Here is a 23260-nt window from a genome sequence, read left to right as displayed (position 1 = left end):
GCGCAAAAATAAACGCCTTTAGTGCAATTTAAATGCAGTTTTTGCTTTCCCTTTGCCGCCTAGATCTCTATAATTGGCCGCTATCAAAATTCATACATGAGCTGATTCTGAGATCAGGTTTCTTGATCTTTGCCTGTCTATGCTGTATAAAGAGCGCCCTTCGATTTATCCCGGGGCAGTATACAAAAAGGCCATAAGGGAAAATTAAGCTCGAGCGAAGTTATTGGAGATAAATAGACATGTCTAAAGTCTGTCAAGTTACAGGTAAGCGCCCAGTGGTAGGTAATCACCGCTCACACGCGCGCAATGCGACTAAGCGTCGTTTCCTACCTAACCTACAAACTCACCGTTTTTGGGTTGAAAGCGAAAAACGCTTTGTATCACTACGTACTACTACTAAAGGTATGCGTATTATCGATAAGAAAGGCATCGACGCGGTTCTAGCAGAAGTCCGTGCTCGCGGCGAAAAAGTTTAAGGAACCTAAGTCATGCGCGATAAGATTCGTCTAGTTTCAACTGCCGGTACTGGTTACTTCTACACTACCGACAAAAACAAGCGTAACATGCCTGAAAAAATGGAGATCAAAAAATACGATCCTAAAGTTCGTAAGCACGTGATCTTCAAAGAAGCGAAAATCAAGTAATTTGATTCTTAGCTTTTACAGCATATGCTAAAAAACCCGACTTTATGTCGGGTTTTTTGTTGCCTGATTTTTATTCCTTTAATTCGGATTCTTCGTTGCCTGCAACTGCGGATTTTTGCTTGAACCGTTTTGTTGAGCATCTTTGATCAGCGACATTTTCGGCGGCTGCAACGCGACAATTTTCTCCCCTTGCTCCGGCGGTCGCTCCATATCCTCGGTAATGATACGCACAGATTTCTCGGCACCAATAATAAATAAGGGAATGGCCTCGGCATTAAATTCCTGGTATTGCTGCCAGTCAAATTCTTCACTTAAGCGTGTTGCACTGACCTTGCCGCCCTTGGCTATCAGGCTGCTGAGCTTGGCGTAGGAGCCATTATCGCCAAAGAGGATCTGCCGTGATAAGAAGGTTGCACTGTCTTTATTGGCTTTGGCGTGGTTTTGCGAAGACTTTAAAGAGAACACCTTATTCTCCCCCAGCAAATGGCTAAAGTATTGAATACCCAAGGCATTGTGATGGCGGTTTGGCGACAGGGCCAATACCTTATTGAGATTGCCAAGAGGGAGGTAACGCTCGGCATGCTCGGATTGCGGGTTGCCGTAGTAGCAGGGCAGGCCATCCATGCGTGCCATTTTGCAGTTTTCCCAGGCCGGATCGGAGAGATGCACATCTATGTCCTGATCTTTTAGGCCACGGGCAATGGCGCGAGAAACATGGTTGGCACCAATAAACAGCAGGGTTGATGGCGCCGGTTGGCGCACTTCCAGCAGTTTTGCTAAGGGTACGGCACTGAGACTGTTAAGCACGACTGTCACTATGATCACGGTAAAGATCAGCGGCACCATTTTATCGGCATCGAGGATACCGGCTTCGGCCATACTGAGGGCGAATACCGAGCCCACGGCTGCGGCGACTATGCCTCGTGGTGCTATCCAGGCCAGCATAATACGGGACTTTATCGGCAAGTCGCTGCCATAGGTGGAAAGCAAGATATTCAAAGGACGCGCTACAAACAGCACTATGGCGAGGAAGAAAAACACCTGCGCATCCAGAGCCAGTAAATCTGATAACTCCAGGCGCGCCGCCAAGAGGATAAACAGGGTGGAGATAAGGATCATGGACAAATCTTCTTTAAACTCCAGCACCGAGTCTATTTCCAAGTCATCCTGATTTGCTAACCAGATCCCAAATACTGTCACTGCCAGCAGGCCCGACTCATGACTGAGATGATTGGATACGGTGAAGCTGATCAGCACCAAAGCAAGGGTAAAGAATTTATGTAGATCGTAGGGCAGCCATTCACGACGAATAAGCTGAGTGGTGATCCAACCTGCGGCGGCGCCAAGTGAGAAGCCAACGCCTAAGGTGGTCACCAGGGCGCCCAAAGTATGGCTAAAGACATCGCTTTGACCTACCAGCATTACGGCCTCAAACACCAAGACAGCAAATAAGGCGCCAATGGGGTCAATCACTATGCCTTCCCAGCGCAGCACTCGGTCAATATCCTGGGTTGGGCGCATGGCATTGAGCAGCGGCGCAATCACGGTCGGCCCGGTTACCACTAATACGGCACCCAGTACCGCGGCCACCCGCCAGTCCAGCTCAAGCAGTAAGTAAGCGCTGGTGCTGATCACCGCAAAGGTCACCAGCATGCCCACAGAGCACAGGTTTCGTACTACTTTGCCTATGCCTTTTAGCTCTCGAAAGTGCAGGGTTAATGCGCCTTCGAACAGGATCACCGCCACCGATAAGGAGACCACGGGGAAAAGCAGTTCACCCAATAGCTCATCGGGTTTGAGTAAGGAAGTGGCAGGTCCGAGTAGAAGACCGGTAAGAAGGAGGAATAAAATCGCGGGAACGCGAAAGGCCCAGGCGAGCCACTGTGCAATAACGCTGCATAGCGCAATTCCTGCAATATAAACAGCTGACATAAAAACCCTTTTAATCTATCCGTGAAATTTAAGTATGAGGTAAGTGAGCATCGATGACAATGTCGCTCGGCAAAATCCTAACCTTCAGCTGAGCCTTTCCAGCTGTTTATCGTCTGATTGAAAATTAGTATCAGGTCTAATGTTTTTGTTTTGGTTTTAAATTCTACCCTTTCATTGTAAAGTGGTGGTTGTACGTAATATAAATAGGCTTTATGTTCTTTATTACCCCTTTATCCTTGATATTTAGTGACAGATCCGCATAATAACCTTCGTACATAAAATATTAGAGTGCTAATTAATTGTGGTTTTGTGCTTTATGGAGCCAAGCAAACCACAACTGTTAGTGCTTTTTCTTAACTCCCTTGGGTTGTGGCTAAGCCTTATGCGTCAGTCGCTGTGCTGGCCAACCCTAGTTAATCACGGTCCGCTCCATAGCGGCTTTTTTATTGTTTAAATTAGGCCCTTTTTTCTTCGTGATATCGCCACGGCGATAGGCGAGGCTATGAGTTGGTTTATCACCTAAAACCCTGTTGGTAAGGATGTGAAGCACATGCAAACGTTTAAATGGCAACGTATCGTACTTAAAGTGGGCAGCGCCTTAATTGCGCCGGAGCAAAATGGTTGCAGCTCCCGCTATCTGCTCAGCATTGCGCAGTTTATTGTTCGTTGTCGGGCGCAAGGCATTGAGGTGATCTTGGTCTCCTCCGGCTCGGTAGCCGCCGGCTCACACCTGTTTCCGGCCGATAAAGCGCGCTCAGTGGCGATGAAAAAAGCCATGGCCGCGGCGGGACAAACTGAGATGATGGCGGCCTGGGACCGATTTTTCGATTTTCCTTCGGCGCAAATCTTACTGACTCATGGTGACTTACGTGACCGTGAGCGTTATAAGAGTATTCGTGAAACCATTTTCACCCTGCTTGATCACGGTGTACTGCCGATTATTAATGAAAACGACACTGTGACCACGGATGACCTTAGGGTGGGCGACAACGATAACCTGTCCGCCATGGTTGCGGGGGCCGCCGATGCGGATGCCCTGATGATTTGCTCCGACGTCGATGGCTTATTCGATAAAAACCCGAATTTACACAGTGATGCTGTGTTGTTGCCCGAGATAGACAAGATCGACGATTCGATTTATGCCATGGCCGGATGCGCAACCAGTGCCGTGGGCACAGGTGGCATGAAAACCAAAATTGAAGCGGCAGAGAAGGCAACGTCGCACGGGATCACCACCTTTATTCTAAATGGTTTTAAGGAACAAACTTTTAATCGTTTGCTTGAGGGGGAGAATCCGGGCACTATCTTTATGCCGTATGAAAAGCCGATGCAGGAAGCGATTCACTGGCGCACACACACCGCCAGCGAGCAGGGTGAACTTGTAGTTGAAGGGAATTTTACCGAGCCTCTGGATAAAAATAGCAAACAGCTTAATCCCCATGAGATAGTTGAGGTGCGGGGCGAGTTTGCGGTCGGCGACACCATTTTAGTGCGCAGCGACGATGGCACTAAGCTGGCCAAGGCCAGGGCTAACTACAGCAGTTGTTTGCTGAACTTTATAGCCGAGAACGAAAGCACAGAATTCAGCGATGAGGTGCAAGATTCAATCGGCCCGATTATTTCAGATGAAGACATCGCAGTATTGGAGAAATCATGAGTTTAGTTAAGGATATTTCCGCCCAAGCAGCCAAGGCCGCCAAGGTACTGGCCTTGCTTGATACCGAGAGTAAAAATACCGTATTGCGCGATATGGCCAAGGCGTTGCGCGACAATAAAGAGCAGATTAAAACGCGCAATGAACAAGACCTTGCCCAGGCCCGTGACAATAACCTGGCCCCGGCCATGGTTGACCGTCTGACCCTGACCGATGCCCGTATCGAAGATATGGCCGTTGGTATTGAAACCATTGCCGAGCTTGACGATCCTGTGGGTCAATTACGCTCGTTAGGCGAGCGTCCCAATGGCATCAAAATTACTAAGATGCGGGTGCCGCTTGGGGTAATCTGCATGATTTATGAGGCGCGCCCGAACGTCACCGCCGATGCCGGTGCCTTGTGTTTTAAATCAGGTAACGCGGTAATTTTACGTGGTGGTAAAGAGGCACTGGCCTCAAGCATGGCCATCGCCGAGGTGCTGCATCAGGTATTAGAGCAGCATAATTTACCAACGGCGTTGATCTCGGTGATCCCAGATCCAGACCGTGGTCTGCTGATGGAGCTGATGCGCCAGCGCGAGACCATTGACCTTATTATTCCTCGCGGTGGTGAAGGCCTGATTAACTTTGTCACCGAGAACAGCACCATTCCGGTGATCCAGCACTTTAAGGGCGTATGTCACCTTTATGTGGATAAGGACGCAGATTTGGATATTGCCCTAAATCTGCTGTTGAACGGTAAAACGCAGCGCACTGGGGTATGTAATGCCCTAGAAGGTCTAGTGGTGCATCAGGCTATTGCCCCGCAATTTTTACCTATGGCTGCCAAGGCCTTGGCCGAAAAAGGCGTGCGTATTAACGCCGACAGCCAGGCGGCACAGTACTTTGATGGCGCCAAGGTGATAGGTGAAGACGAGTTCGGTGAGGAATACCTGGACTTAGAAATTGCCGTGCGCATGGTAGAAGACTTTAACGCTGCGGTGGCCCATATAGATCGTTTTGGCAGCTTTCATACCGAGGTGATCTGCACCCAAAATGAGCAAACGGCGGCGCTGTTCCAACGCAGTGTGGATGCGTCTGTGGTTATGGTGAATGCATCATCACGCTTCTCAGATGGTTCACAGTTAGGCTTAGGTGCCGAAATTGGTATTGCCACTACCAAGTTGCATGCCTACGGTCCTATGGGGCTGGAATCCCTTACCACGGAAAAATACCTGGTCAATGGTATTGGTCAGGTGCGTGACTAATAAGGATTCCTCTTAAATAAGAAGCCGCTTGATAGCGGCTTTTTTTATGCGTGTTGCGACTCGGCTGACAAAGCTTAGCTGACAAAGCGCTTTAAGCCATGCCTGCTTGGTTATCTCCATGCTGTGCCAAGACTTTCTTGGTATTGCATGGGAAGTTGGTAAAGACGCCATCTACCCCCAGTGCCTGCATGGTTAAAATATCTTCGTCTTTATCTACCGTGTAGGCATAGACCTCCAGCCCCCGCGCCTTTGCATCGGCGACAAACTGATGATTAACAAAGTTTTTATCCAAGTGCAGGCTATAGGCATTAAGACGCTGCGCAAATTCCGCATAGCCTAAGGGAATAGACGATGTTAATGCGCCAATTTTGACCCAGGGCAGATGTTGCTTCAACCATTGCAGTTGGTGGTGATCAAAAGAAGAAACAATAAGTTGATCGCGGTTGAGTCGGCCTTGGTCGACATTGTGCTCCAAGGTGCTGACCAGCTTATCGAGGGAAAAGGTGTGTTTTAACTCCAGGTTCAGCAGGGTCTTATTGCCTACCCAGTCAATCACATCTTGTAAGCCCGGCACCTTTTGTCCATTTCCGGCATCCACCCGCCTAATATCGGCAAAGGCGGTGGCATTAACCTTGCCTTGCCCCGAGGTGGTTCTGTCCAACCAGGAGTCGTGGATGATAACGTAGTCATCCAAACAGCTTTGCAGATCTACTTCAATGCCATCGACACCTATGTCTAACGCCGAGTTAATGGCGATTTCGGTGTTTTCCGGGTGGTTGCCGCTGGCTCCGCGGTGTGCAAAAACCTTCATTTTGGTTGCCTCGAGACTGACCAGGTTTCAAAAAGGGCAGCGCTGACTATCATCAGACCGCCGATTAACGTCGCCGTATCGGGACGCTCTTGCAGCAGCATAAACGCCAAAATGGTTGCGTACAAGGGCTGTAAACAAGAGATAAGCCCGGCGGTGGTGGCGCTGAGCCCTCGCAGAGAAGCTGCAAATAAGGCATGGGGCGCGGCGGTAAAAACAATGGCTACTAGGAGCAAGAGGGCAATGTCACGCTCGGGGATGTCTGTCACCGGCACCTCGACAAAAGCGCACAGCATCAGCGCCGCAACCAGGGTTTGGTAAAACATGGTTTGCGGGCCACTGTAATGGGTGAAATAACGCTTTTGGAAAATATTGCGCAGGGCAAAGCACAGCGCCGAAAACACCCCGGTAACTATTCCCAAAGTAATATCGTTGCCTAAATTCGCTTCGGGCACCAGGAGATAAATGCCCCCACTCACCACTAAGGCGCTGACTATATCCTTGGCTTTTGGCCACTGGCGATGAAACAAGGGTTCTATTAAGACGGTCAGTACCGGATAACTGAAAAACGCGATTATGCCTATGGTGATCCCCGCCAGCTGCATGCCGGCAAAGTAAGTGACCCAATGTATGCCAACTATCATGCCTAGCCCAATGGCAATAGCATAATCTTTACGGTTACTTAAACGTATACGCTGACCCTGAAAACCAAGCAGCAAGGCCAGGACGGCTGCGGCCACCGCGGTGCGATAGACGGTGATGTCTAAGGCCGAGAGATTGATCAACTTGGCAAACAGGGCGGTGCCGCCAAATAAGAGTACGGCAACGTGCAGATAAATAAGGCTTTGTTTATGGGGATTCATAACGGCAAGGCTGAATTTTTTTTCAGCATATCATGGCAATTAAGGCAGAGAAATGAAGGAGTCGGGCATTTTCGTGTAAATGCGACCAAGGGCTAATCTAGGGGGATAATTAGCTAGGGATGGGCTTGGATGCCAGGCTAACACAAAAGTCTATTTAGAAAGAAAGTGGTGGAGCTAAGCAGGGTGAAAAACGCCCGAAAAAAGCACAGCTTTTTTAGTTTTGAACGCGAGGTAAGGATACCGAGCTGGGTGGTCGCAGGGATGCTAACCAATAAATTAGATATAGAAAGAAAGTGGTGGAGCTAAGCAGGGTGAAAAACGCTCGAAAAAAGCACTGCTTTTTTAGTTTTGAACGCGAGGTAAGGATACCGAGCTGGGTGGTCGCAGGGATGCTAACCAATAAATTAGATATAGAAAGAAAGTGGTGGAGCTAAGCAGGATCGAACTGCTGACCTCCTGCGTGCAAGGCAGGCGCTCTCCCAGCTGAGCTATAGCCCCACTTCTTAGGTGGACTCCCGAAGGAATGCTGATCATTTTATAAATTATTAGATGCTGGTCAAGCATGGGAACAGAAAAAACTGCGATAAATTGACCAAATGTGTGCGGGCTTTGTTACAGTAGCTGGTAAGTATAAGAACAATAGTCGAAGTTATGAAAAGCGCTCTGCCCCTTTTATTATTTACCGCCTTGTTACTGGGCTGCTCGTCCGCCCCGGATGAGCGTCAATATGAAATTCATAGTCAGGATTTTTACGCCAAGCTTGATGATCAGGGGCGCAAGATTTTTGCCTATGTGATGACGGTTAAAGCCAGTAAGCGTGCCGCCTTGGATCTCAACAAGCCCATCAGTCGCAAGCAAATGAAAACTTATATCGAACGCGAGCATTTTGATGAATCCAGGGTGCTTAAGTTACAACTTGAAGATGAAGCAGCAGCGGCGCTGAAAAAAGAGTTAAAAGAGCGCGATTATTGCCCCGATGCCTATGAGATAAACCAGGTTCTCTGGCGCGACTTTAGCGTGCAGTTGCGTGGCGTTTGTTTGTAATGGCGGCAAGTATAGAAGAGTTGGCTGCGCTGTTGTCGCAGCTGAATATCGATTGTGAAAAGGTCACCCATCCGCCGCTGGCCACCGCCAGTGCCGCCGATGAAATAGCCCTGCACCGACCCGGCGTGCGTTTGAAAAACCTGTTTTTGCGCGACAATTACGGCCGTCGTCACTTTTTGCTGATCACCGCCCATGATGCGCTGGTGGATCTTAAGGCGCTGTCGAAGGCGCAGCAGGTGTCTCGTTTGGGTTTTGCTTCCGATGATCGCTTACTGCGCTATTTGGGTGTGCGCCCCGGTTGTGTGTCCATGCTGGCCCTGATGAACGACCCTCAGCAGGAGGTGGAGTTATGGCTGGATGCGGCTATTTGGGATGATTCCCAAAACATTAACCAAGACGAAACCTTGTACCATTGTCACCCCTTCGATAATGAACAAACCTGGCTTATGCCCAAGGCCGGGCTCAACAGTTTGTTTAAGCACTGGCAGCGTCAGCCCTTGGTGTTGCCCGTGGCTAAGCGTTGCGGCAACACTATCAAGCCATAACCCATTAAGCAGACAAGCAAAATACAGGTCAAAAACGCATACTCGCCATATTCCTGATAAAGCAGCCCGGGTAAAAATGAGCCCAGGGCGCCGCCGCTGTAATAAAACGACACATAGACACCATTGGTCAGACTGGCACTGGCGCTACTGAGGCGATTCACCAGCGGTGCGGCACTGGCATGAATAATAAACATGGCGGCGCAGAAGCAGGTAAAGGCGATAAGGAACACGCTCAGGTGCTGATAGAACATCAGTACTATGGTGGCGCAATAGAATATAAATACGCCGCCGAGCAAGGCAAACACATTCCTAAAGCGCCTGTGCAGATAGGGGGTGATCAAGGTCGCTAAGGCGCCAAGTAAATAGCCGCTATAGACTAAGCCAATATTTTTGGTGCTGCTCATGGCATAGGTGCTGCGCAGAATAAAGGGCAGGTAATTCAGCAGTGCGGCAAAGCAAAAGAACATGCAAAACACCGCCCCATAGAGGCTGAGAATACGCGTTGTGGCCAGCGCCTTAATATTGCCCCGCCAAGGCGTGTGGGCCTGATAGACTGGCTCGGTCTTGGCGCGAATCAGTAAAGCCAACAAGATCAAGAGGAAGGAATTTAGCCAAAAGAAGCTCTGCCAGCTCAGGTATTCGGCAAAACCCGCCGCCAGGGCGCGACCTAAAAAGCCGCCGGCTATGGTACTGCCGATATAGCCACTCATTTTGGTGTTGATATCTTCCCCTTTAAAGCGCAAAGCTATGCTGGCGGTCATGGCCGTGAGGGCGGCGGGTAGTGCCAGGCCTTGTAACAGGCGCAGGGATTGTAACTGCCAAAACTCGGTGCACAGGGGGACCAGGGCATTGCTAACGGCCAGCACCAGCATCACAATTTGCAGCACCCGATAGAGGTTACGACGATTGAGAAAAACGCCATAAAACAAAGGGGCTATGGCCAAGGGAAGCATGGTTAAGGTCATTAGCGACCCGGCACTGGCGGGGCTGACCTGATATTGCTGGGCAAAAAGCGCAAGCAGAGGCTGCACCCCATACAGCACAAAAAATATCACCACAGAGCAACAGAGCAACAACCAATAGGGCATAATAACGGACGTCAGAGACCAGGCGCGAGGGAGTGTATCATAGCCTCAAAGAGAGGGATAAAGCTTGCGATTAATCAAAGTGGCATCAGTTCGGCCATGCTACTGTCATTTCGTCAAAGGATGGGTAAAATAACCTTATTAAGTTAGTTTGTTGAAAGTGACAATTATGGGTTCTTTACAAGATCAACTGCTAAAAGCAGGCTTAACCACCGAGCACAAGGCCAAGGTGGCAAAAACAGAAAAGCGCAAAGCGCAAAAGAAAAAGAAGAAAAAAGGTGCCACGAGCGATCAAAGCGATTTGCAAAAGCATATCGAGCAAACCAAAAAGGCGCAGCAGGAAAAAGCGACGCAACTTAATGAGCAACGCCAGGAAGAGCTCAAAGAGCGTGAACAGGTAGCCCGTGTGAAGCAGATTTTAGAGCATCACAACCAGGACGAAATTCGCGGTCCACTGACCTTTAACTTCACCTATGAAAACAAGGTGAAGGAAATTGAGGTGAATGCACAAACGCAAAAAGCCCTGGCCAATGGTCGCTTGGCCATTTGTGTGCTGGAAGGAAAATTTTATGTATTGCAGGACGAGCCTGCGCGTAAGATTGCTGAAGTAGATGAAAAATATATTGTTTTCCATGTTGAAAGCGATGATAAAGATGTCGATGAGGACGATCCTTATGCAGGCTACGAAGTTCCTGATGATCTGATGTGGTAAGACGCCATTTTTTGATTGCCGGATGCTCAGCGTCTGTTAATTCTTAGTTGCTACAGTAAAGAACAAGGGTCTACACTCATTGCTAGTGGGGGGGAACCTCCCCAAATTTTACCGTCAATTATAAGAGTAAATATTATGAAAAAGTTCACTAAAGTACTTATGGGAGCCGGTGCGATTGCTGTTTCTGCAATGGCGATGAATGCGCAAGCGGCAGACGGCAAGGCGTTATACACAGAGAAAAACTGTCACACCTGTCATGGTGCCGACGGCAACGCGCCAATTATGCCGCTTTATCCTAAGCTGGCTGGCCAGAACAAAGAATACCTAGTGGCGCAAATGAAAGACATCAAGTCTGGCGCTCGTGCCAACGGCATGTCAATGGCGATGAAAGCCATGGTAGCGACCGTTTCTGACGAAGAATTTGCTGCGATTGCCGAGTACCTTGCTGGCGTTAAATAACGTCAGGTACAAATTTAGATAAAAAACCACCGTATGAGTTTTACTCTGCGGTGGTTTTTTGTTGAATGGCAGTTGATAAGTGTTTAGACTTCTATCCATCTATAAAGTGTGCGGAGTAGTGCATGACCCTGATCCCCCAGTTACCTAAATTAAACCTTAAAGATAAGGTCAGCGAACAAGAATGGCGCCTGCGCGTCGACCTGGCGGCCTGTTACCGCTTGGTTGACCATATGCGTTGGGGCGATCTGATTTACACTCATATGTCGGCGCGTATTGCTGGCACCGACGAGTATCTGGTTAATGCCTTTGGGCTGAGTTTTGATGAGGTGACCGCCTCGAATCTGGTGAAGGTAAATCTTAACGGCGAGATCTTAGATGATACCCCGCATGAGATTAACCCTGCCGGCTTTACCATTCACAGCGCCATTCATGAAGTGCGTGACGATGCCCATTGCGTGATCCATCTGCACACCAAGGAAACCATTGCCGTGGCCAGCGTTGAAGGCGGGCTTCAGCCTTATTCACAACACTCTATGTTCTCCCTGCCATCCTTGTCGTATCACGACTATGAAGGGTTAGCGGTGAACGAGGATGAAAAGGCTCGTTTGCAGCGTGATTTAGGCACCACCAACCATATGCTGCTGGTGAATCATGGCGGCTTAACCGTCGGCCCTACGGTGGGGGATGCTTTTATGCGTTTTTATGACTTGCAACGTGCCTGTGAAATTCAGGTGGCGATGCAAAGCATGAAGCAGAACCCGATTCGGGTGCCGCAAGCCATTATCGACAACATTTATCATCAAGCCAATGTGGTACACAGCGGCAGTACTGGCGGGCAGTTAGCATGGCCTGCAATGTTACGCAAAGCGTATCGTTTAGACCCGGGTTTTGCCGAGTAAGAAGGAAAGAATATGAAAGTTAATCGCGTTGAAGTTTTCGACATTCACTGCCCAGACCGTCCTGCCTGGACACCCGTTTTTGTTCGTATTCACACCGATGAAGGGATCAGTGGTGTCGGTGAGGCTGGTCTAGCTTATGATCTAGGCCACAGCGCTGCGGCGGCCATGATTAAGGAAATGGCCGAGGCCTTTTTGATCGGTCACGACCCGTTTCAAACTGAGCTACTGTGGTCGCGCATGTTGCGTGAGAGCTTCTGGGGCTTGGGCGGCGGCCCGGTAGTCTATGCAGCCATGAGCGCCATAGATACGGCGCTTTGGGATATCAAGGGCAAGGCCTTGGGCTTACCTGTGTATCAGCTGCTCGGTGGTAAGGTAAACGATGAGCTGCGTACCTATGCGTCGCAACTGCAGTTTGACTGGGACAGCGAGTTTAAAGCCCTGGTGCAGCCGCAAGAATATGCCGAGGCAGCACTTAAGGCCATAGCCGAAGGCTATGATGCGGTGAAGGTGGATCCCATTCAATACGATAAGCACGGCAACACCTATTATGATCGCACCAAGATAATTTCCCGCGCGGAAATGAAACTGTATCGCGCTCGTATGCAGGCAATCCGCGAAGCCGTGGGCGATGAGGTAGATATTATTTTTGAATGTCATAGCCTGCCCGGTGCTACGTCTGCGATTCAAATCGGTGAAATTGCCGAGGAATTCGACTGCATGTATTACGAAGAGCCGGTGAATTACTTGAATCATTCCTTGCATGCCAAGGTGGCCGACAAGGTTGCCGTGCCCATTGCCGGTGGCGAGCGCTTGTATAACCGTTGGGGCGTACGCCCTTATCTGGAAGATCAGAGTATCGACGTATTACAGCCGGATATCGGCCTGTGTGGCGGTTTTACCGAAACCAAAAAGGTGTGTGATTACGCCGATATTTTCGATGTACGCATTCAGGCTCATGTCTGCGGCGGCCCGGTAGCGACCGCGGCGTCATTGCATCTGGAGACGGCGATCCCCAACTTCTTAATCCATGAACACCACACCTATGCCATTAAAAAATGGAACCGCGAGTTGTGTATTCAAGATCCGCAGCCGGTCAACGGCAAGTTTAAGGTCAGTGAGGAGCCGGGTATAGGTATCGAGCTTAACGATGAGGTGGTGATGCGCTCGGCTCGGGTAGAGATAAAATAGATATTAATAAATGGGTAAGAAAAAAGCGCCGACATTAGCCGGCGCTTTTTTTGTTAACGACAAGTCAGGGTCGGGGCGGGCAATATCTGCTCGCTATTAAGGTGCTGCAAGTAGCACAACTGACCATCGGTGAGCAGCATAAAGCGCTGTGGCATTTCCAGTTGCTTGCCCATTAAGGGGTTTCCTTGCGCATCGCTAAAGGGCGGTGATTCCAATACCAATGAGCTTTTTTGCATAAACACGTCTTCGCGCACCTTCACTTCCTTGATGTTAAGGGCCTGGGCAACCAGGGTTGCAACCTCTTGCTGGTTTGGTTCGCTCAGCAGCGCCGGACGCAAGTCGTCCTGATTCACCGTACTGTTACAGCCACTGCTGGTGGCCAGTGTGAGCGCCGCCAGCAGGCTGTGAGACCAAAACTTACGCATTAGTTAAGCTCCTTGGGTAAGGGGGTTACTACGCGGTTGTTTTTCAACTGGGTTTGCCAGCGGTTGTCGCTAATACTCAGTCCCACCTCTGAAACAGTGCTTTGCACTGCATAACCTTTTAAGCCTGCTGCCGTAGTGGGGGCCGGGCAAAAGCCTGTAGTGCGGTAGTTTAACGCCGCTGCCAGCATGGCTTCGTTTTGATCACCCAAGAGGTGGGTGAAGTCATCGGCCACCGCACACCCTTTTACATAGACGGGGGCCAGTTCGACGTACGGTGTGTTTTCTGGAGCAAAACCATCGGAGTACTCACCAAAGCCGGCATGGTTTACGCCGGTAAACTGAATGGTGAAGAAGGTGGTGTCACAGTTATCAGTGGGGTAAAAGCCGTAGGGCTTACCACAGGTATTACCGCCAATGAGGATAACTTCAAAACCGCGCGCGGCAGGGATGCCGTTTAAGCCGTTGATCAGCGCCTCACTGGCCGAGCAGGTACTGCTGGATGACAGGACAAAGACGCGATCCAGGTTGAGGCTGGGTAACTTGGTACCCTTGCGGATCCCTGAGTCGGGATCGAAAGCCAGGTACTCATCAATAAAGGGGATGGGCGTGAGCGCTCTGCCGGTCACAGGGTTGGTGTTTGGGTATTTGTCGTTGAAAATGGTTTTTTCAAAAATAAGGCCGTCTGTATTATATGGCCCCGCGACCATATAACCCAGCTGCGCCGCCATGTTTAAATAGCCGCCGCCGTTATAGCGCATATCGATTACCAGATCGCTAATGTTGCTTCCTGCCAACTGATTAAAGGCATCATACAATTGGCGCTCCGCCGGGGCATTGTGATCGTTAAACTGAACATAACCGACATTGCCACTGTTGGTGGCTATGGTGCTCACATTCATCACAGGATCTTGGATAAATTCACCTGTGGTCAGGGTGATGTTGCGCTCCTCGTTTGAACCGACCAATTTAAACGTAAAGGTGTTTTGTACGCCCTTAACACTTGGGAATAGGGCGCTATTGAGCGTCTCTACGTCATCGCTGTTGATCATATCGACGCCATTTACGGCAATGATTTCCCAGCCGCGTCTCACTCCCGCTGCACTTGCAGGGGTGCCAGGGTCGGTGTAGCTAACCACCACTTCGCGAGGTGGTGCACTGCGAATTAACTTGAAATTAAAGCCATAGCCCATCACGGCGCCGCTTTCCTGCATTTTCTGGTATTCGTCGGTGGGCAAGCTGAAGTGAAAGTTATCCTTAGCCGCGCCGGAGGCGGTAGTGGCATTGGTCTTTAAGGTATTAAAGTAGTCGATAACTCCGGCAACGGAAGCCGGGTTTCGGTCGATGATTTCGTCATACCATAAATAGGTTTCATTGCTCCAAGAACGCAGCCAGTTTTTCTCGTTGATGGCGCTGCATTGTCCTTTGAACTGACTAGACGGCGCAAAAACGCCTTGGGTCCAACTGGATGGGGTGTCGCCACCATTGTCATCTGTGCTACCACCACCACAGGCCAGAAGCGAAGCGCTCAGGGCGCTAATAAGTAAAGGTTTTATAAGCTGGGTCGTCATGTCGAAATCCATTTTTTAGGTGCTCTGTTACTAACTCTATACTAAAGCGTATGTGGGTGTAAAAAGGAAGTTAAAAGTTAAGTTTTATGGCACTTTATTAAGTCGTTATCGGTGCAAATTTACTGTCTTTGCTTTAGCATTGAGGGCATTAGCAGCTGTGAGTTCAAGGTCACAAGGGTGAGAAAGAATTTAATATTGGCGATGGTGTTAATAACCGGATTAACGGCTTGTGCCGCACAAGATCAGCGCACAGCCGATGCACTCAAATTTCAACACTGGTATTTAACCAGCATAGATGGACAAGCGGTAAAAACCGATAATACCTATGTGGGTTTTATCGACGCACTGCAGTTAAACGGCCACACCGGTTGCAATCACTTTTTCGCCAGCAGCAAGGTGGAAGAACAAAGGTTGCAGGTCACTAATCTGGGCATGACTTACAGGGTCTGTGAGGGGGAAGTGCAGCGCAATGAAAGTGCCTTGTTAAGCACCCTAAAGTCATCGCCACTGCTACAGATGGATAAAGAGACCCTGACCTTAACAGGGGCTCATACCCTTACCTTTGTCGTTGGTGTTGCGCCTGGAACCTGAGTCCTAGGCCGCAAATAAACGCTCTAACTGCGCTGGCAAGAAGGGGCGTCCTTCGGCATTGACTGAGGTGCCGATAACTTTGGCTTTAAGCACCAGTTTGTCGTCGCTGGCGCGGTAAATATTCTGAATAAAGGCAAACTTAAGGCGGCTTTCGCGCACCATCTCAACGCCAATATAAAACTTATCGCCGGGTACCAAGGAAGCCTTATAATCCATTTCGCTGCGCACTACCACCAGGTTGATACCCTCTTTGGCCAAAGCCACAAAGTCAACATTCTGCTCTAACAGGTACTCATGGCGGGCATGTTCCAAGTAGTTGAAGTACACGCTGTTATTAACTATCCCTTGCAAATCGCATTCGTAGTCGCGCACTTTCATATCAAGACGAAATGTCATTATTTTTAATCCTATATTTTTATTTAGCGCTGATGCTAGTATTAGCTGATATGTACATCAAGGCGTAAATGAATATGAGTGAAGTCGCTATTGTAACGGGTGGCAGCAAGGGAATTGGTCTGGCCATTGTAGAAAAGTTAGCAAACCAGGGATATAAAGTTTACAACTTGGATATTGTCACTTCCGATATAGGCGAGTATCGCCATTGTGATGTGCGCGATGTGGCCAGTGTGCAGCGGGTGATCGCCGACATCTGTGAGCGCGAAGAGCGTGTGGATGTCTTGGTCTGCAACGCCGGTATTCACCGCAGTGCCAATATTGAGCAAACCTCTGAGGCCATGCTCGATGAAGTGATTGCCCTGAACATCAAGGGTGCCTTTGCCGCGACGCAATCCGTGTTGCCCTTGATGCGTGAGGCCAAACGAGGTTCTATTGTGTATATTTCTTCCGATCAGGCCTTGGTGGGTAAACGCAATTCCTTCGCCTATAACCTGTCGAAGGCGGCACTGGCCTCAATGACGAAAACCACAGCGCTGGATTATGCCGAGTTTGGCATTCGTGCCAATGCCGTGTGTCCGGGTACCATAGAAACGCCATTGTTCCACAGTGCAATCGACAACTTCTGCGCCAATACAGGTGCCGATAAGGATACCGTGGTGGCCGAGGAGTCGGCACTACAGCCTCTTGGTCGCTTAGGGCAGCCTGAAGATGTGGCCAATCTGGTGGCCTTTTTGGTCAGTGAAGAAGCCAGCTTTATCACCGGCTCCCTGCAGGTGATTGATGGTGGTTATACGGCGCAGTAATGAGTCCGTGGCAGTCTTAATGGAGAAGCCTTTGGCAACACCCATGGCTAAGTCCATGACTACGCCCGTGTTTGATCCCCATGTGCATTTTTTCGCTTATGGTCGTGGGGATTATTATTGGCTTAAGCAGCAAGGGCCGCCGTTTTGGCCACAAAAGCGGTGCATTCAGCGTGACTTCTCCATGGCCGACCTGATACTCGGGCACGGCCTAGAGTTAAAAGGCGTTGCCCATATTGAGGCGGGGTTTGACAATCAACACCCAGCCAAAGAGTTGGACTGGCTGCAAGAGCTGGGCTTTAGAGGCCCGGCAATCAGTTATGCGGCCATAGACCAAGCACCTGAGCAGTTCGCCGCTTCTTTGCAGCGGTTAAAATTCCCCTTGTTACGCGGAATTCGCGATATCACCGAAGGCCTTGATGGAGAGCGCCTGTTAAGCCCTAATGTAGGAAAAAATCTTACCTTGCTTTGTGAGCAGGGCTTGCTTTTTGAGGCCCAGTTTAGTCTGTGTGAGCCCGAGCTAGCGGCCGCTGTGGTGGCCCATGCCAAGGCCAATCCAAGGCTGGATATAGTGATCAATCATGCCGGCTTGGTGACCCCTGCTACCTGGGATACCTGGTTGGAGGGTTTAAGCTTGTGCGCAGGGTGCGACAATATTCATCTTAAATGTTGCGGCTGGGAAATAACTCACCCGGATGGCGATATAAACTGGCAGCAAAAGGTGATCCGCACAGCAATATTGCACTTGGGCTTCCAACGGGTAATGCTCGCCAGCAATTTCCCCTTATGCTTATTTAAAACCAGCTATCAGCAGCTGTGGCTGGACTATCAAGCCATGGATTTACCCCATTTTAGCTCTTTAGCCTGCGACAATGCGCAGCGTCTATATGGCACCGAGACACGGACTCCCGACGCTTAGCACTTCAGATAGATCTCTGGATCTAAATCACGCACATCCACGCTTAAACAATCTGAACGGCGGCAGTAGGTGCTAAGGCACTCCAGCAGTTGGCTGCTCAGTTGCTGCTTTTGCTCGCGAGTGCGCCCGGCCATAATGTAGGCGCATATATGGATAAAGCCGTCCTTACCATCCCCCAATTCATAATGTTGGTAGGCAATGGCACGTGTCTTAATGGTGGCTAGTTCGAATAGGCCGCTGGCATAGGTGGCCTGGTGCACCTTGTCCACTAATACTTGTGGTAACACCGGCAGGTCTTCGGAATGTTCTATGATGATATGGGGCATGGTCACACTCGTTAACATTACATAAGTAGCGCCAGTGAGTAAAAAGACCAATTTTATTAAAACCATGCTCAAACTAACGAGCACTTTTTAATGTAATTGGTATATCTGGTTTAGCACATTTTTAGAAAAATGCCAGTTCCTCTGCGCAAAGCCTATAGAGCCAAGTCTTGGTGCCTTGTTCACCGAGCGTGTGTCGTCGCACCCGGCTGTTATTTTCTATTTGAATTGGTATGCTTGGCGGTAAGAACCTAAGTTGCAATAAAAATGACTATGTTAAGCTGGTTAAAACCTTCGCCTTTACTTGAAGAGCAAGAGCAGCAATGGCTGCTGGATACTTTTTTATGGGCCTATGAACACTTTGATGGTGATTATTTTCGCCAGCAAAGCCAATTGGTCCTGCCCACCAACGCGTTTTTTGCCGGTCAGAGCCATAGCGTGGCGCAAATGGCGGAACAGGTTTTTACCCAGGTAAAACAGTACGCTGGTCTTGAAAAATGGCCCCTGGTGTTGGTCGCACCTGAGCTGAGTCAGCCGCAGCGCTTCCCGCGTATGGAGTTTGCGAATTGTTTACGCGGCCCAGAGGCTCAATTACTGAGTAGTGATGGCCAGGTACAACTCTCATACAACCCGCAACAGATCAATCAGCCACAGGATCTGATTGCCAGCTTTGCGCAGGGTATGGCGCGGGTCATGATTTATCAGGGCGGTCACTTGCCTCCTGGTGGTGAACAATACCTGGATGCCGCCACTGAGGTGGTGGCCAGCTTCTTTGGTTTTGGCGTGATGCTGAGTAACACCGTGTATCAATTCCGCGGCGGTTGCGGCAAGTGTTATAACCCCTATGCCAATCGCTCCAGTGAGCTGTCCGAGCAGCAACAGGTGTTTCTATTGGCGCTGTTTTGTCATATTAAGGGCATAGACAAAGGGGCGGCGCATCTAAAAGGGCACCTGCGCAGCTATTTTAAAAAGGCGACAAAAACATTGCGCGCCTTAGGACAAACCAGTGCCGACCCCTTGTTACTCTCTCTGCTCACCAAGGAGCAGGCATGAGTTATTGGCCTGAGTTTGCCGCCATAGCCATTGCCCACTTTTTTGCCGTTGCCAGCCCAGGCCCGGACTTTGCCGTGGTACTTAAACACAGCGTCAGTTATGGTCGCGCTAATGGTTTGGCCACCAGTGCCGGCGTGGGCGCCGGGATTCTGGTGCATATCTTTTATTGTTTGCTCGGTGTTGCCTTATTGATCTCTCAGGCCCCGACCCTGTTTATGGTGCTGAAATACTTGGCCGCTCTCTACCTTGGTTATTTAGGCGTGCAGGCGCTGCGTAGCAAGCCCGCGGCGGGAGAGTTTGAGCAGGCCCAGCCGCAACCGCAGCTGCATCAGAACTTGCTGGTGGCCTTTCGCCGCGGCTTTTTAACCAATGCCCTGAACCCCAAGGCGACCTTGTTTTTTCTCTCGCTCTTTACCCTGGTAGTATCGGTACAAACGCCAAAAATGGTGCAATTAGGCTATGGTCTCTATATGGCCTTGGCAACCTGGGCCTGGTTTTCTCTGTTGTCGCTGTTGCTTTCTAAGCAGCAGGTTCGGGGCTTTTTTAATGCCAAGGGGTTCTGGTTTGACCGCGCCATCGGCGTGGTGTTAATAGTATTAGCGATTCAGGTGGTGTTGTTATGACACAATATTATTTTGCTTTCGGCTCCAATATGTCGGCGCATCGTCTTGGCGAGCGCTTGCCCAATGTCGGCGCGTCGGGGTGGCCCATTTACCCGACTATCGTCTGAGCTTCGATATGCTTAGCCTCGACGGCTCGGGAAAGTGCACCATTCACCGTGAAACTGGTGCCAGCGTGTATGGCGTGGTGTGGATACTCGATGTTGAGCAGCAGGAATACCTGCATAAAATCGAGGGGCCGCGTTATGACGTCGCGCATATTGAGGTGACCTTAGTCGACCAGCAAGAGCAGGTCCGAGCCTATTGTTATATCGCCAATACCCTAGATCGGGTGGCCTTGCCGTTCGATTGGTATGTCCAGCATGTGTATCGCGGTGCCCAAGAGGCGAGCTTGCCACAGCACTATATTGCTGAAATCGCCCGCCAAGCCAGTATTGAAGATCTCAATCGCGAGCGGCACCTGAGGGAGATGCAGATCCACGCCGGCCAATCCCAGAAGGGTGACTGTTAGGGCATAATCGGCGCTGCTGGAAGATCAGGATTTAGAAGTAACTCAAAAGGAATAATAACAATGAAATTTAAAACGCTGCTGCTGTGCAGCGCCGTGCTGCTGGGATTAAATAGCCCGGCGCAAGCCAAGCTGGAAGAACAAAAAATTACCGCTGCCATTGAGCAATCCATGGCCCGTTTCGATGTGCCCGGTATGGCCGTCGCCGTGGTTGCCGAGGGTGACATCGTTTATGCCAAGGGTTTTGGTGTGCGTCACCTCGATACCAAGGAGCCGGTAACCGCCGACACTCTGTTTGGGATAGCTTCAAATACCAAGGCCTTTACCAGTGCGGCCTTGGCCATGCTGGTGGATCAAGGCAAGTTAAACTGGGATGACAAGGTCATTGACCATCTTCCGGAGTTTCGCCTGTATGACGCGTACGCCACGCGCGAGATGACCATCCGCGATCTGCTTAGCCATCGCAGTGGTCTGGGGTTAGGACAGGGCGATCTGATGATTTGGCCGGACACGGATAAATCGGTGGACGATATCATCCAGAGCCTGCAGTATCTAAAGCCTCAGTCCAGTTTCCGCAGTACCTATGCCTACAATAACCTGATGTTTGTCACCGCCGGTGAGGTGGTCGCCCGTGTCAGCGGCATGAGTTGGCAGGACTTTATCGAGCAAAAGATGCTAATGCCTTTGGGCATGGAGCAGTCACGCGCCGGTTTTTCCCGTATCGCTGAAGACAATAATAACTATGCCACCGGCCATATTCCCTTTAACGGCAAGCTGAACCCCTTCTTCGTCAATTATCTTGAAGACTTCCGTGGTGCCGGTGCCATTGCCTCGAACGTGAAGGAAATGAGTCTGTGGTTGAATACCCAGCTTAACGCCGGGGTTATGGCCAATGGCGAGACCCTGTTTAGCGCCAAGCAGCAAGAGCAAATGTGGCAGCCGCATATTAATCGCGCCGTTTCTAAAGCGGCCTTTACGGCGACCAGACAACAGTTCAGTGGCTACGGCTTAGGCTGGTCTATTGTTGATTACCATGGCTATAAACGCGTCGGCCACGGCGGCGGTATTCTTGGCATGGTGTCTCAGGTTTCTCTGCTGCCGGAGAAAAAGCTCGGTGTAGTGGTGCTGTCGAATCAGCAGGCCTTTGCGGCGCTTTCGGCGGTGACCGAAGAAATCTTTGAGCAGGCGCTGGAGCTTGAGGATCAAGATTATGTTGAGCGTTTTGCCGAGCGTCATTTTAAAAACAAGGAGCAGGCCTACGCCAATGCCAAGCCGGGTTTAGTCGAAGATTATCAAAGCGCCTTACCGCCTATCTACTATACCGGCACGCTTCATGATGCCTGGTATGGCGACGTGGTTATCGAGCAACTTGATGGCAAGCTGCGTATTGATTTTACTCACACCAAGCGCTTAAAGGGCGAACTGCAGCATCACAGTGGCAACAGCTTTATTGTTAAGTGGGATGAGCCCATGCTCGAAGCGGATGCCTTTATCCACTTTACCCTGAATGAGCAAAATAAGGTAAGCAGCGCCAGGATGCATGCCGTTTCCACCGAGGTCACAGATTTCAGCTTCGATTTCCGCAACCTGGATTTACGTCCGAAGAAGTAGGCCAGTCCTGAAAGCATACAAGCTAACACCAAAGTCGCAGGGTCAAGGCACTGCGACTTTGTTAAGCTCTTGATTAAAGTGTTTAATGCAGCCAGCTTATGTCCCGTATCGCCGTTATCACTCACCCCGCCTGTCGCCGCCACCAAATGGGCAGCGATCATCCAGACTCGCCCGCTCGCCTGGATGTAATTCAAGACCGCCTGCTTGCCAGTGGCTTAGATTTAGAGCTAGCACAATTACAGGCGCGCAAGGCCGAACGAAAGGACTTTCTCAGTGCTCACAGTGAACAGCTGGTGTCCTTGGTGGAGCAACGCATTCCGGATATTGGCTATGCGGATCTCGATGGTGATACGCGTTTGTGCCCCGAGTCACTGCAGGCTATAGAGCGTGCTGTTGGTGCCGGTTTAACGGCCGTGGATGAGGTGTTAGCGGGAAACATAGACGCTGGCTTTTGTGCGGTGCGCCCGCCCGGTCACCATGCCAGCCGAGAGCACAGCGCCGGTTTCTGCGTTTATAACAATCTCGCTATCGCCGTGCGTTATGCGCAGCAGCAAGGGATACAGCGCATTGCCATTTTGGATATAGACGTACACCATGGCGATGGCACCCAAAGCATCTTTGCCGATGAGCGCAATGTCTTGCTGTGCTCCTTGTTTCAAAATCCTCTTTATCCCAACCCTGAGCCGGTCGACAGAGCCAACCTGATCCAATCACCCCTGCCACCGGCCAGCGATGGTAATGACTTACGCCGTCTGGTTGAAAGCCAATGGTTACCGGCATTGACCCATTTTGCTCCACAATTGATATTTGTATCTGCCGGCTTTGACGGGCATCTGGAAGACGATATGTCGGCGCTCAAATTTGTTGAGCAGGATTATGCCTGGTTTAGTCAGCGCCTCGGCGAATTTGCCAAGGCCCATGGGGTGCTGGGCATAGTGTCATTTTTAGAAGGGGGCTACCATTTATCGGCCCTGGCCCGCGGTGTTGAGCATTATCTGCGTGGGCAACTGGCGGCGTATGAAGGGCAATAGCAGCCCGTTACCCATTTAGTCGTTGAGCAAAGGCCAGATCTGACTCTCATCCTGAAGCTGTAACTTAGCCACACAGCAATGTCCCTCGGCGCTTAAATAATCTTGCAGGGCGGTACACAGCAGCGACCATTGACGATCAATGGGCTGGCCCTCGGCATCAAAGTAGTGATGACGGCTATCGAGGACAAAGAGCAGGTGGCCGTTATCCGCGGCCTTAAGCTCACTGGCATCGCTGCACAGGGTGATAAAGTCTGACTCAACGGCCAGTACCGGAAAATCTAAGTTGGGCATATTTTGTCCTAGGTCAGCAGGATAAGGCCGGTACTCATTAGTAT

27 protein-coding genes and 1 tRNA gene are annotated in these 23260 nt (G+C 50.2%); 18 read left to right on the top strand and 10 right to left on the bottom strand.

Annotation, left to right across the window (positions count from 1 at the left end; genetic code table 11):
- Positions 1–239 precede the first annotated feature (239 nt).
- Positions 240–476 carry a 50S ribosomal protein L28 gene (gene rpmB, locus C2M24_RS04140; protein WP_105199421.1) on the top strand — a complete coding sequence of 79 codons (237 nt, stop codon included), beginning with the start codon at positions 240–242 and terminating at the stop codon, positions 474–476.
- Between the two features lie 12 nt (positions 477–488).
- On the top strand, positions 489–644 hold the full coding sequence (gene rpmG, locus C2M24_RS04135; protein WP_005493124.1) for a 50S ribosomal protein L33: 156 nt from the start codon (positions 489–491) through the stop codon (positions 642–644).
- Positions 645–722: 78 nt separating this feature from the next.
- Here rpmG and C2M24_RS04130 read toward each other — a convergent pair whose 3' ends face one another.
- Complete coding sequence (locus C2M24_RS04130) at positions 723–2576, bottom strand: cation:proton antiporter (RefSeq protein ID WP_105213394.1); 1854 nt, start codon at positions 2574–2576, stop codon at positions 723–725.
- A gap of 550 nt (positions 2577–3126) precedes the next feature.
- Here C2M24_RS04130 and proB point away from each other — a divergent pair.
- Together proB and C2M24_RS04120 are read left to right on the top strand one after the other, a co-directional pair.
- Complete coding sequence (gene proB / locus C2M24_RS04125; RefSeq protein ID WP_105213393.1) at positions 3127–4233, top strand: glutamate 5-kinase; 1107 nt, start codon at positions 3127–3129, stop codon at positions 4231–4233.
- The gene (locus tag C2M24_RS04120) at positions 4230–5477 is read left to right on the top strand and encodes a glutamate-5-semialdehyde dehydrogenase (RefSeq protein ID WP_105213392.1); all 1248 of its coding nucleotides are present in this window, start codon (positions 4230–4232) and stop codon (positions 5475–5477) included. The genes proB and C2M24_RS04120 overlap by 4 nt, the downstream gene beginning before the upstream one ends.
- A 91-nt stretch (positions 5478–5568) precedes the next feature.
- Here C2M24_RS04120 and C2M24_RS04115 read toward each other — a convergent pair whose 3' ends face one another.
- The 3 genes from C2M24_RS04115 to C2M24_RS04105 all read right to left on the bottom strand — a co-directional run bounded on the left by C2M24_RS04115 (position 5569) and on the right by C2M24_RS04105 (position 7646).
- Entirely contained in the window at positions 5569–6288 is a 720-nt protein-coding gene (locus C2M24_RS04115; protein WP_105213391.1) for a glycerophosphodiester phosphodiesterase, read from the bottom strand.
- On the bottom strand, positions 6285–7148 hold the full coding sequence (locus C2M24_RS04110; protein WP_105213390.1) for a DMT family transporter: 864 nt from the start codon (positions 7146–7148) through the stop codon (positions 6285–6287). Before C2M24_RS04110 ends, C2M24_RS04115 begins: the two co-directional genes overlap by 4 nt.
- A gap of 422 nt (positions 7149–7570) precedes the next feature.
- A tRNA-Ala gene (locus C2M24_RS04105) sits at positions 7571–7646 on the bottom strand.
- Between the two features lie 153 nt (positions 7647–7799).
- On the opposite strand from C2M24_RS04105, the gene C2M24_RS04100 reads away from it, so the two are divergent.
- Positions 7800–8192 (top strand): hypothetical protein, encoded by a 393-nt coding sequence (locus C2M24_RS04100; RefSeq protein WP_105213389.1) that lies wholly within the window; start codon positions 7800–7802, stop codon positions 8190–8192.
- Positions 8192–8737 (top strand): prolyl-tRNA synthetase associated domain-containing protein, encoded by a 546-nt coding sequence (locus C2M24_RS04095; protein WP_105213388.1) that lies wholly within the window; start codon positions 8192–8194, stop codon positions 8735–8737. The genes C2M24_RS04100 and C2M24_RS04095 overlap by 1 nt, the downstream gene beginning before the upstream one ends.
- Here C2M24_RS04095 and C2M24_RS04090 read toward each other — a convergent pair.
- Positions 8683–9825, bottom strand: a complete 1143-nt coding sequence (locus tag C2M24_RS04090) for an MFS transporter (protein WP_105213387.1) — start codon at positions 9823–9825, stop codon at positions 8683–8685. The two genes, C2M24_RS04095 and C2M24_RS04090, sit on opposite strands and share 55 nt — an antisense overlap.
- 166 nt (positions 9826–9991) lie before the next feature.
- Here C2M24_RS04090 and C2M24_RS04085 point away from each other — a divergent pair, with 166 nt between their 5' ends.
- The 4 genes from C2M24_RS04085 (at position 9992) to C2M24_RS04070 (ending at position 13080) form a co-directional block, all read left to right on the top strand.
- Entirely contained in the window at positions 9992–10534 is a 543-nt protein-coding gene (locus C2M24_RS04085; protein ID WP_105199430.1) for a DUF2058 domain-containing protein, read from the top strand.
- 159 nt (positions 10535–10693) lie between these two features.
- Positions 10694–10993, top strand: a complete 300-nt coding sequence (locus C2M24_RS04080; protein WP_442792501.1) for a c-type cytochrome — start codon at positions 10694–10696, stop codon at positions 10991–10993.
- 131 nt (positions 10994–11124) lie between these two features.
- The gene (locus tag C2M24_RS04075; RefSeq protein ID WP_105213507.1) at positions 11125–11892 is read left to right on the top strand and encodes a class II aldolase/adducin family protein; all 768 of its coding nucleotides are present in this window, start codon (positions 11125–11127) and stop codon (positions 11890–11892) included.
- Between the two features lie 12 nt (positions 11893–11904).
- Complete coding sequence (locus tag C2M24_RS04070; RefSeq protein WP_105199432.1) at positions 11905–13080, top strand: mandelate racemase/muconate lactonizing enzyme family protein; 1176 nt, start codon at positions 11905–11907, stop codon at positions 13078–13080.
- A 53-nt stretch (positions 13081–13133) separates the two neighbouring features.
- On the opposite strand, the gene C2M24_RS04065 is transcribed toward C2M24_RS04070, so the two are convergent.
- Both C2M24_RS04065 and C2M24_RS04060 read right to left on the bottom strand, forming a co-directional pair.
- Positions 13134–13505 carry a hypothetical protein gene (locus C2M24_RS04065; protein WP_105213386.1) on the bottom strand — a complete coding sequence of 124 codons (372 nt, stop codon included), beginning with the start codon at positions 13503–13505 and terminating at the stop codon, positions 13134–13136.
- Positions 13505–15073 (bottom strand): S41 family peptidase, encoded by a 1569-nt coding sequence (locus C2M24_RS04060; RefSeq protein ID WP_233999492.1) that lies wholly within the window; start codon positions 15071–15073, stop codon positions 13505–13507. Before C2M24_RS04060 ends, C2M24_RS04065 begins: the two co-directional genes overlap by 1 nt.
- A gap of 177 nt (positions 15074–15250) precedes the next feature.
- Between C2M24_RS04060 and C2M24_RS04055 the strand changes: the two genes are divergently transcribed.
- Positions 15251–15664: an META domain-containing protein gene (locus C2M24_RS04055; protein ID WP_158677898.1), complete on the top strand. Its 414-nt coding sequence runs from the start codon at positions 15251–15253 to the stop codon at positions 15662–15664.
- Positions 15665–15667: 3 nt separating this feature from the next.
- On the opposite strand, the gene C2M24_RS04050 is transcribed toward C2M24_RS04055, so the two are convergent.
- Positions 15668–16060: an acyl-CoA thioesterase gene (locus C2M24_RS04050; protein ID WP_105213384.1), complete on the bottom strand. Its 393-nt coding sequence runs from the start codon at positions 16058–16060 to the stop codon at positions 15668–15670.
- Between the two features lie 74 nt (positions 16061–16134).
- Here C2M24_RS04050 and C2M24_RS04045 point away from each other — a divergent pair, with 74 nt between their 5' ends.
- The gene (locus C2M24_RS04045; RefSeq protein ID WP_105199437.1) at positions 16135–16863 is read left to right on the top strand and encodes an SDR family NAD(P)-dependent oxidoreductase; all 729 of its coding nucleotides are present in this window, start codon (positions 16135–16137) and stop codon (positions 16861–16863) included.
- A gap of 31 nt (positions 16864–16894) precedes the next feature.
- Positions 16895–17779 carry an amidohydrolase family protein gene (locus C2M24_RS04040; RefSeq protein ID WP_158683688.1) on the top strand — a complete coding sequence of 295 codons (885 nt, stop codon included), beginning with the start codon at positions 16895–16897 and terminating at the stop codon, positions 17777–17779.
- On the opposite strand, the gene C2M24_RS04035 is transcribed toward C2M24_RS04040, so the two are convergent.
- Entirely contained in the window at positions 17776–18105 is a 330-nt protein-coding gene (locus tag C2M24_RS04035; protein WP_105199755.1) for a 5-carboxymethyl-2-hydroxymuconate Delta-isomerase, read from the bottom strand. The two genes, C2M24_RS04040 and C2M24_RS04035, sit on opposite strands and share 4 nt — an antisense overlap.
- A 270-nt stretch (positions 18106–18375) precedes the next feature.
- On the opposite strand from C2M24_RS04035, the gene C2M24_RS04030 reads away from it, so the two are divergent.
- From C2M24_RS04030 to C2M24_RS04010, 5 genes are all read left to right on the top strand, one after another.
- Positions 18376–19155 carry a hypothetical protein gene (locus tag C2M24_RS04030; RefSeq protein WP_105213506.1) on the top strand — a complete coding sequence of 260 codons (780 nt, stop codon included), beginning with the start codon at positions 18376–18378 and terminating at the stop codon, positions 19153–19155.
- Entirely contained in the window at positions 19152–19778 is a 627-nt protein-coding gene (locus tag C2M24_RS04025) for a LysE family transporter (RefSeq protein ID WP_105213382.1), read from the top strand. The genes C2M24_RS04030 and C2M24_RS04025 overlap by 4 nt, the downstream gene beginning before the upstream one ends.
- Before the next feature lie 79 nt (positions 19779–19857).
- The gene (locus tag C2M24_RS04020) at positions 19858–20286 is read left to right on the top strand and encodes a gamma-glutamylcyclotransferase family protein (protein WP_158683687.1); all 429 of its coding nucleotides are present in this window, start codon (positions 19858–19860) and stop codon (positions 20284–20286) included.
- A 60-nt stretch (positions 20287–20346) separates the two neighbouring features.
- Positions 20347–21894, top strand: coding sequence for a serine hydrolase (locus tag C2M24_RS04015; protein WP_105213380.1), 1548 nt, complete (start codon positions 20347–20349; stop codon positions 21892–21894).
- Between the two features lie 98 nt (positions 21895–21992).
- Positions 21993–22925, top strand: coding sequence for a histone deacetylase family protein (locus C2M24_RS04010; RefSeq protein WP_105213379.1), 933 nt, complete (start codon positions 21993–21995; stop codon positions 22923–22925).
- A gap of 15 nt (positions 22926–22940) precedes the next feature.
- Here C2M24_RS04010 and C2M24_RS04005 read toward each other — a convergent pair whose 3' ends face one another.
- The gene (locus C2M24_RS04005; RefSeq protein ID WP_105199443.1) at positions 22941–23216 is read right to left on the bottom strand and encodes a hypothetical protein; all 276 of its coding nucleotides are present in this window, start codon (positions 23214–23216) and stop codon (positions 22941–22943) included.
- Positions 23217–23260 lie beyond the last annotated feature (44 nt).

This window comes from Pseudoalteromonas sp. T1lg22, assembly GCF_002964645.1.
Taxonomy (GTDB): domain Bacteria; phylum Pseudomonadota; class Gammaproteobacteria; order Enterobacterales; family Alteromonadaceae; genus Pseudoalteromonas.
This window is presented reverse-complemented; position numbering and strand designations above follow the sequence as displayed.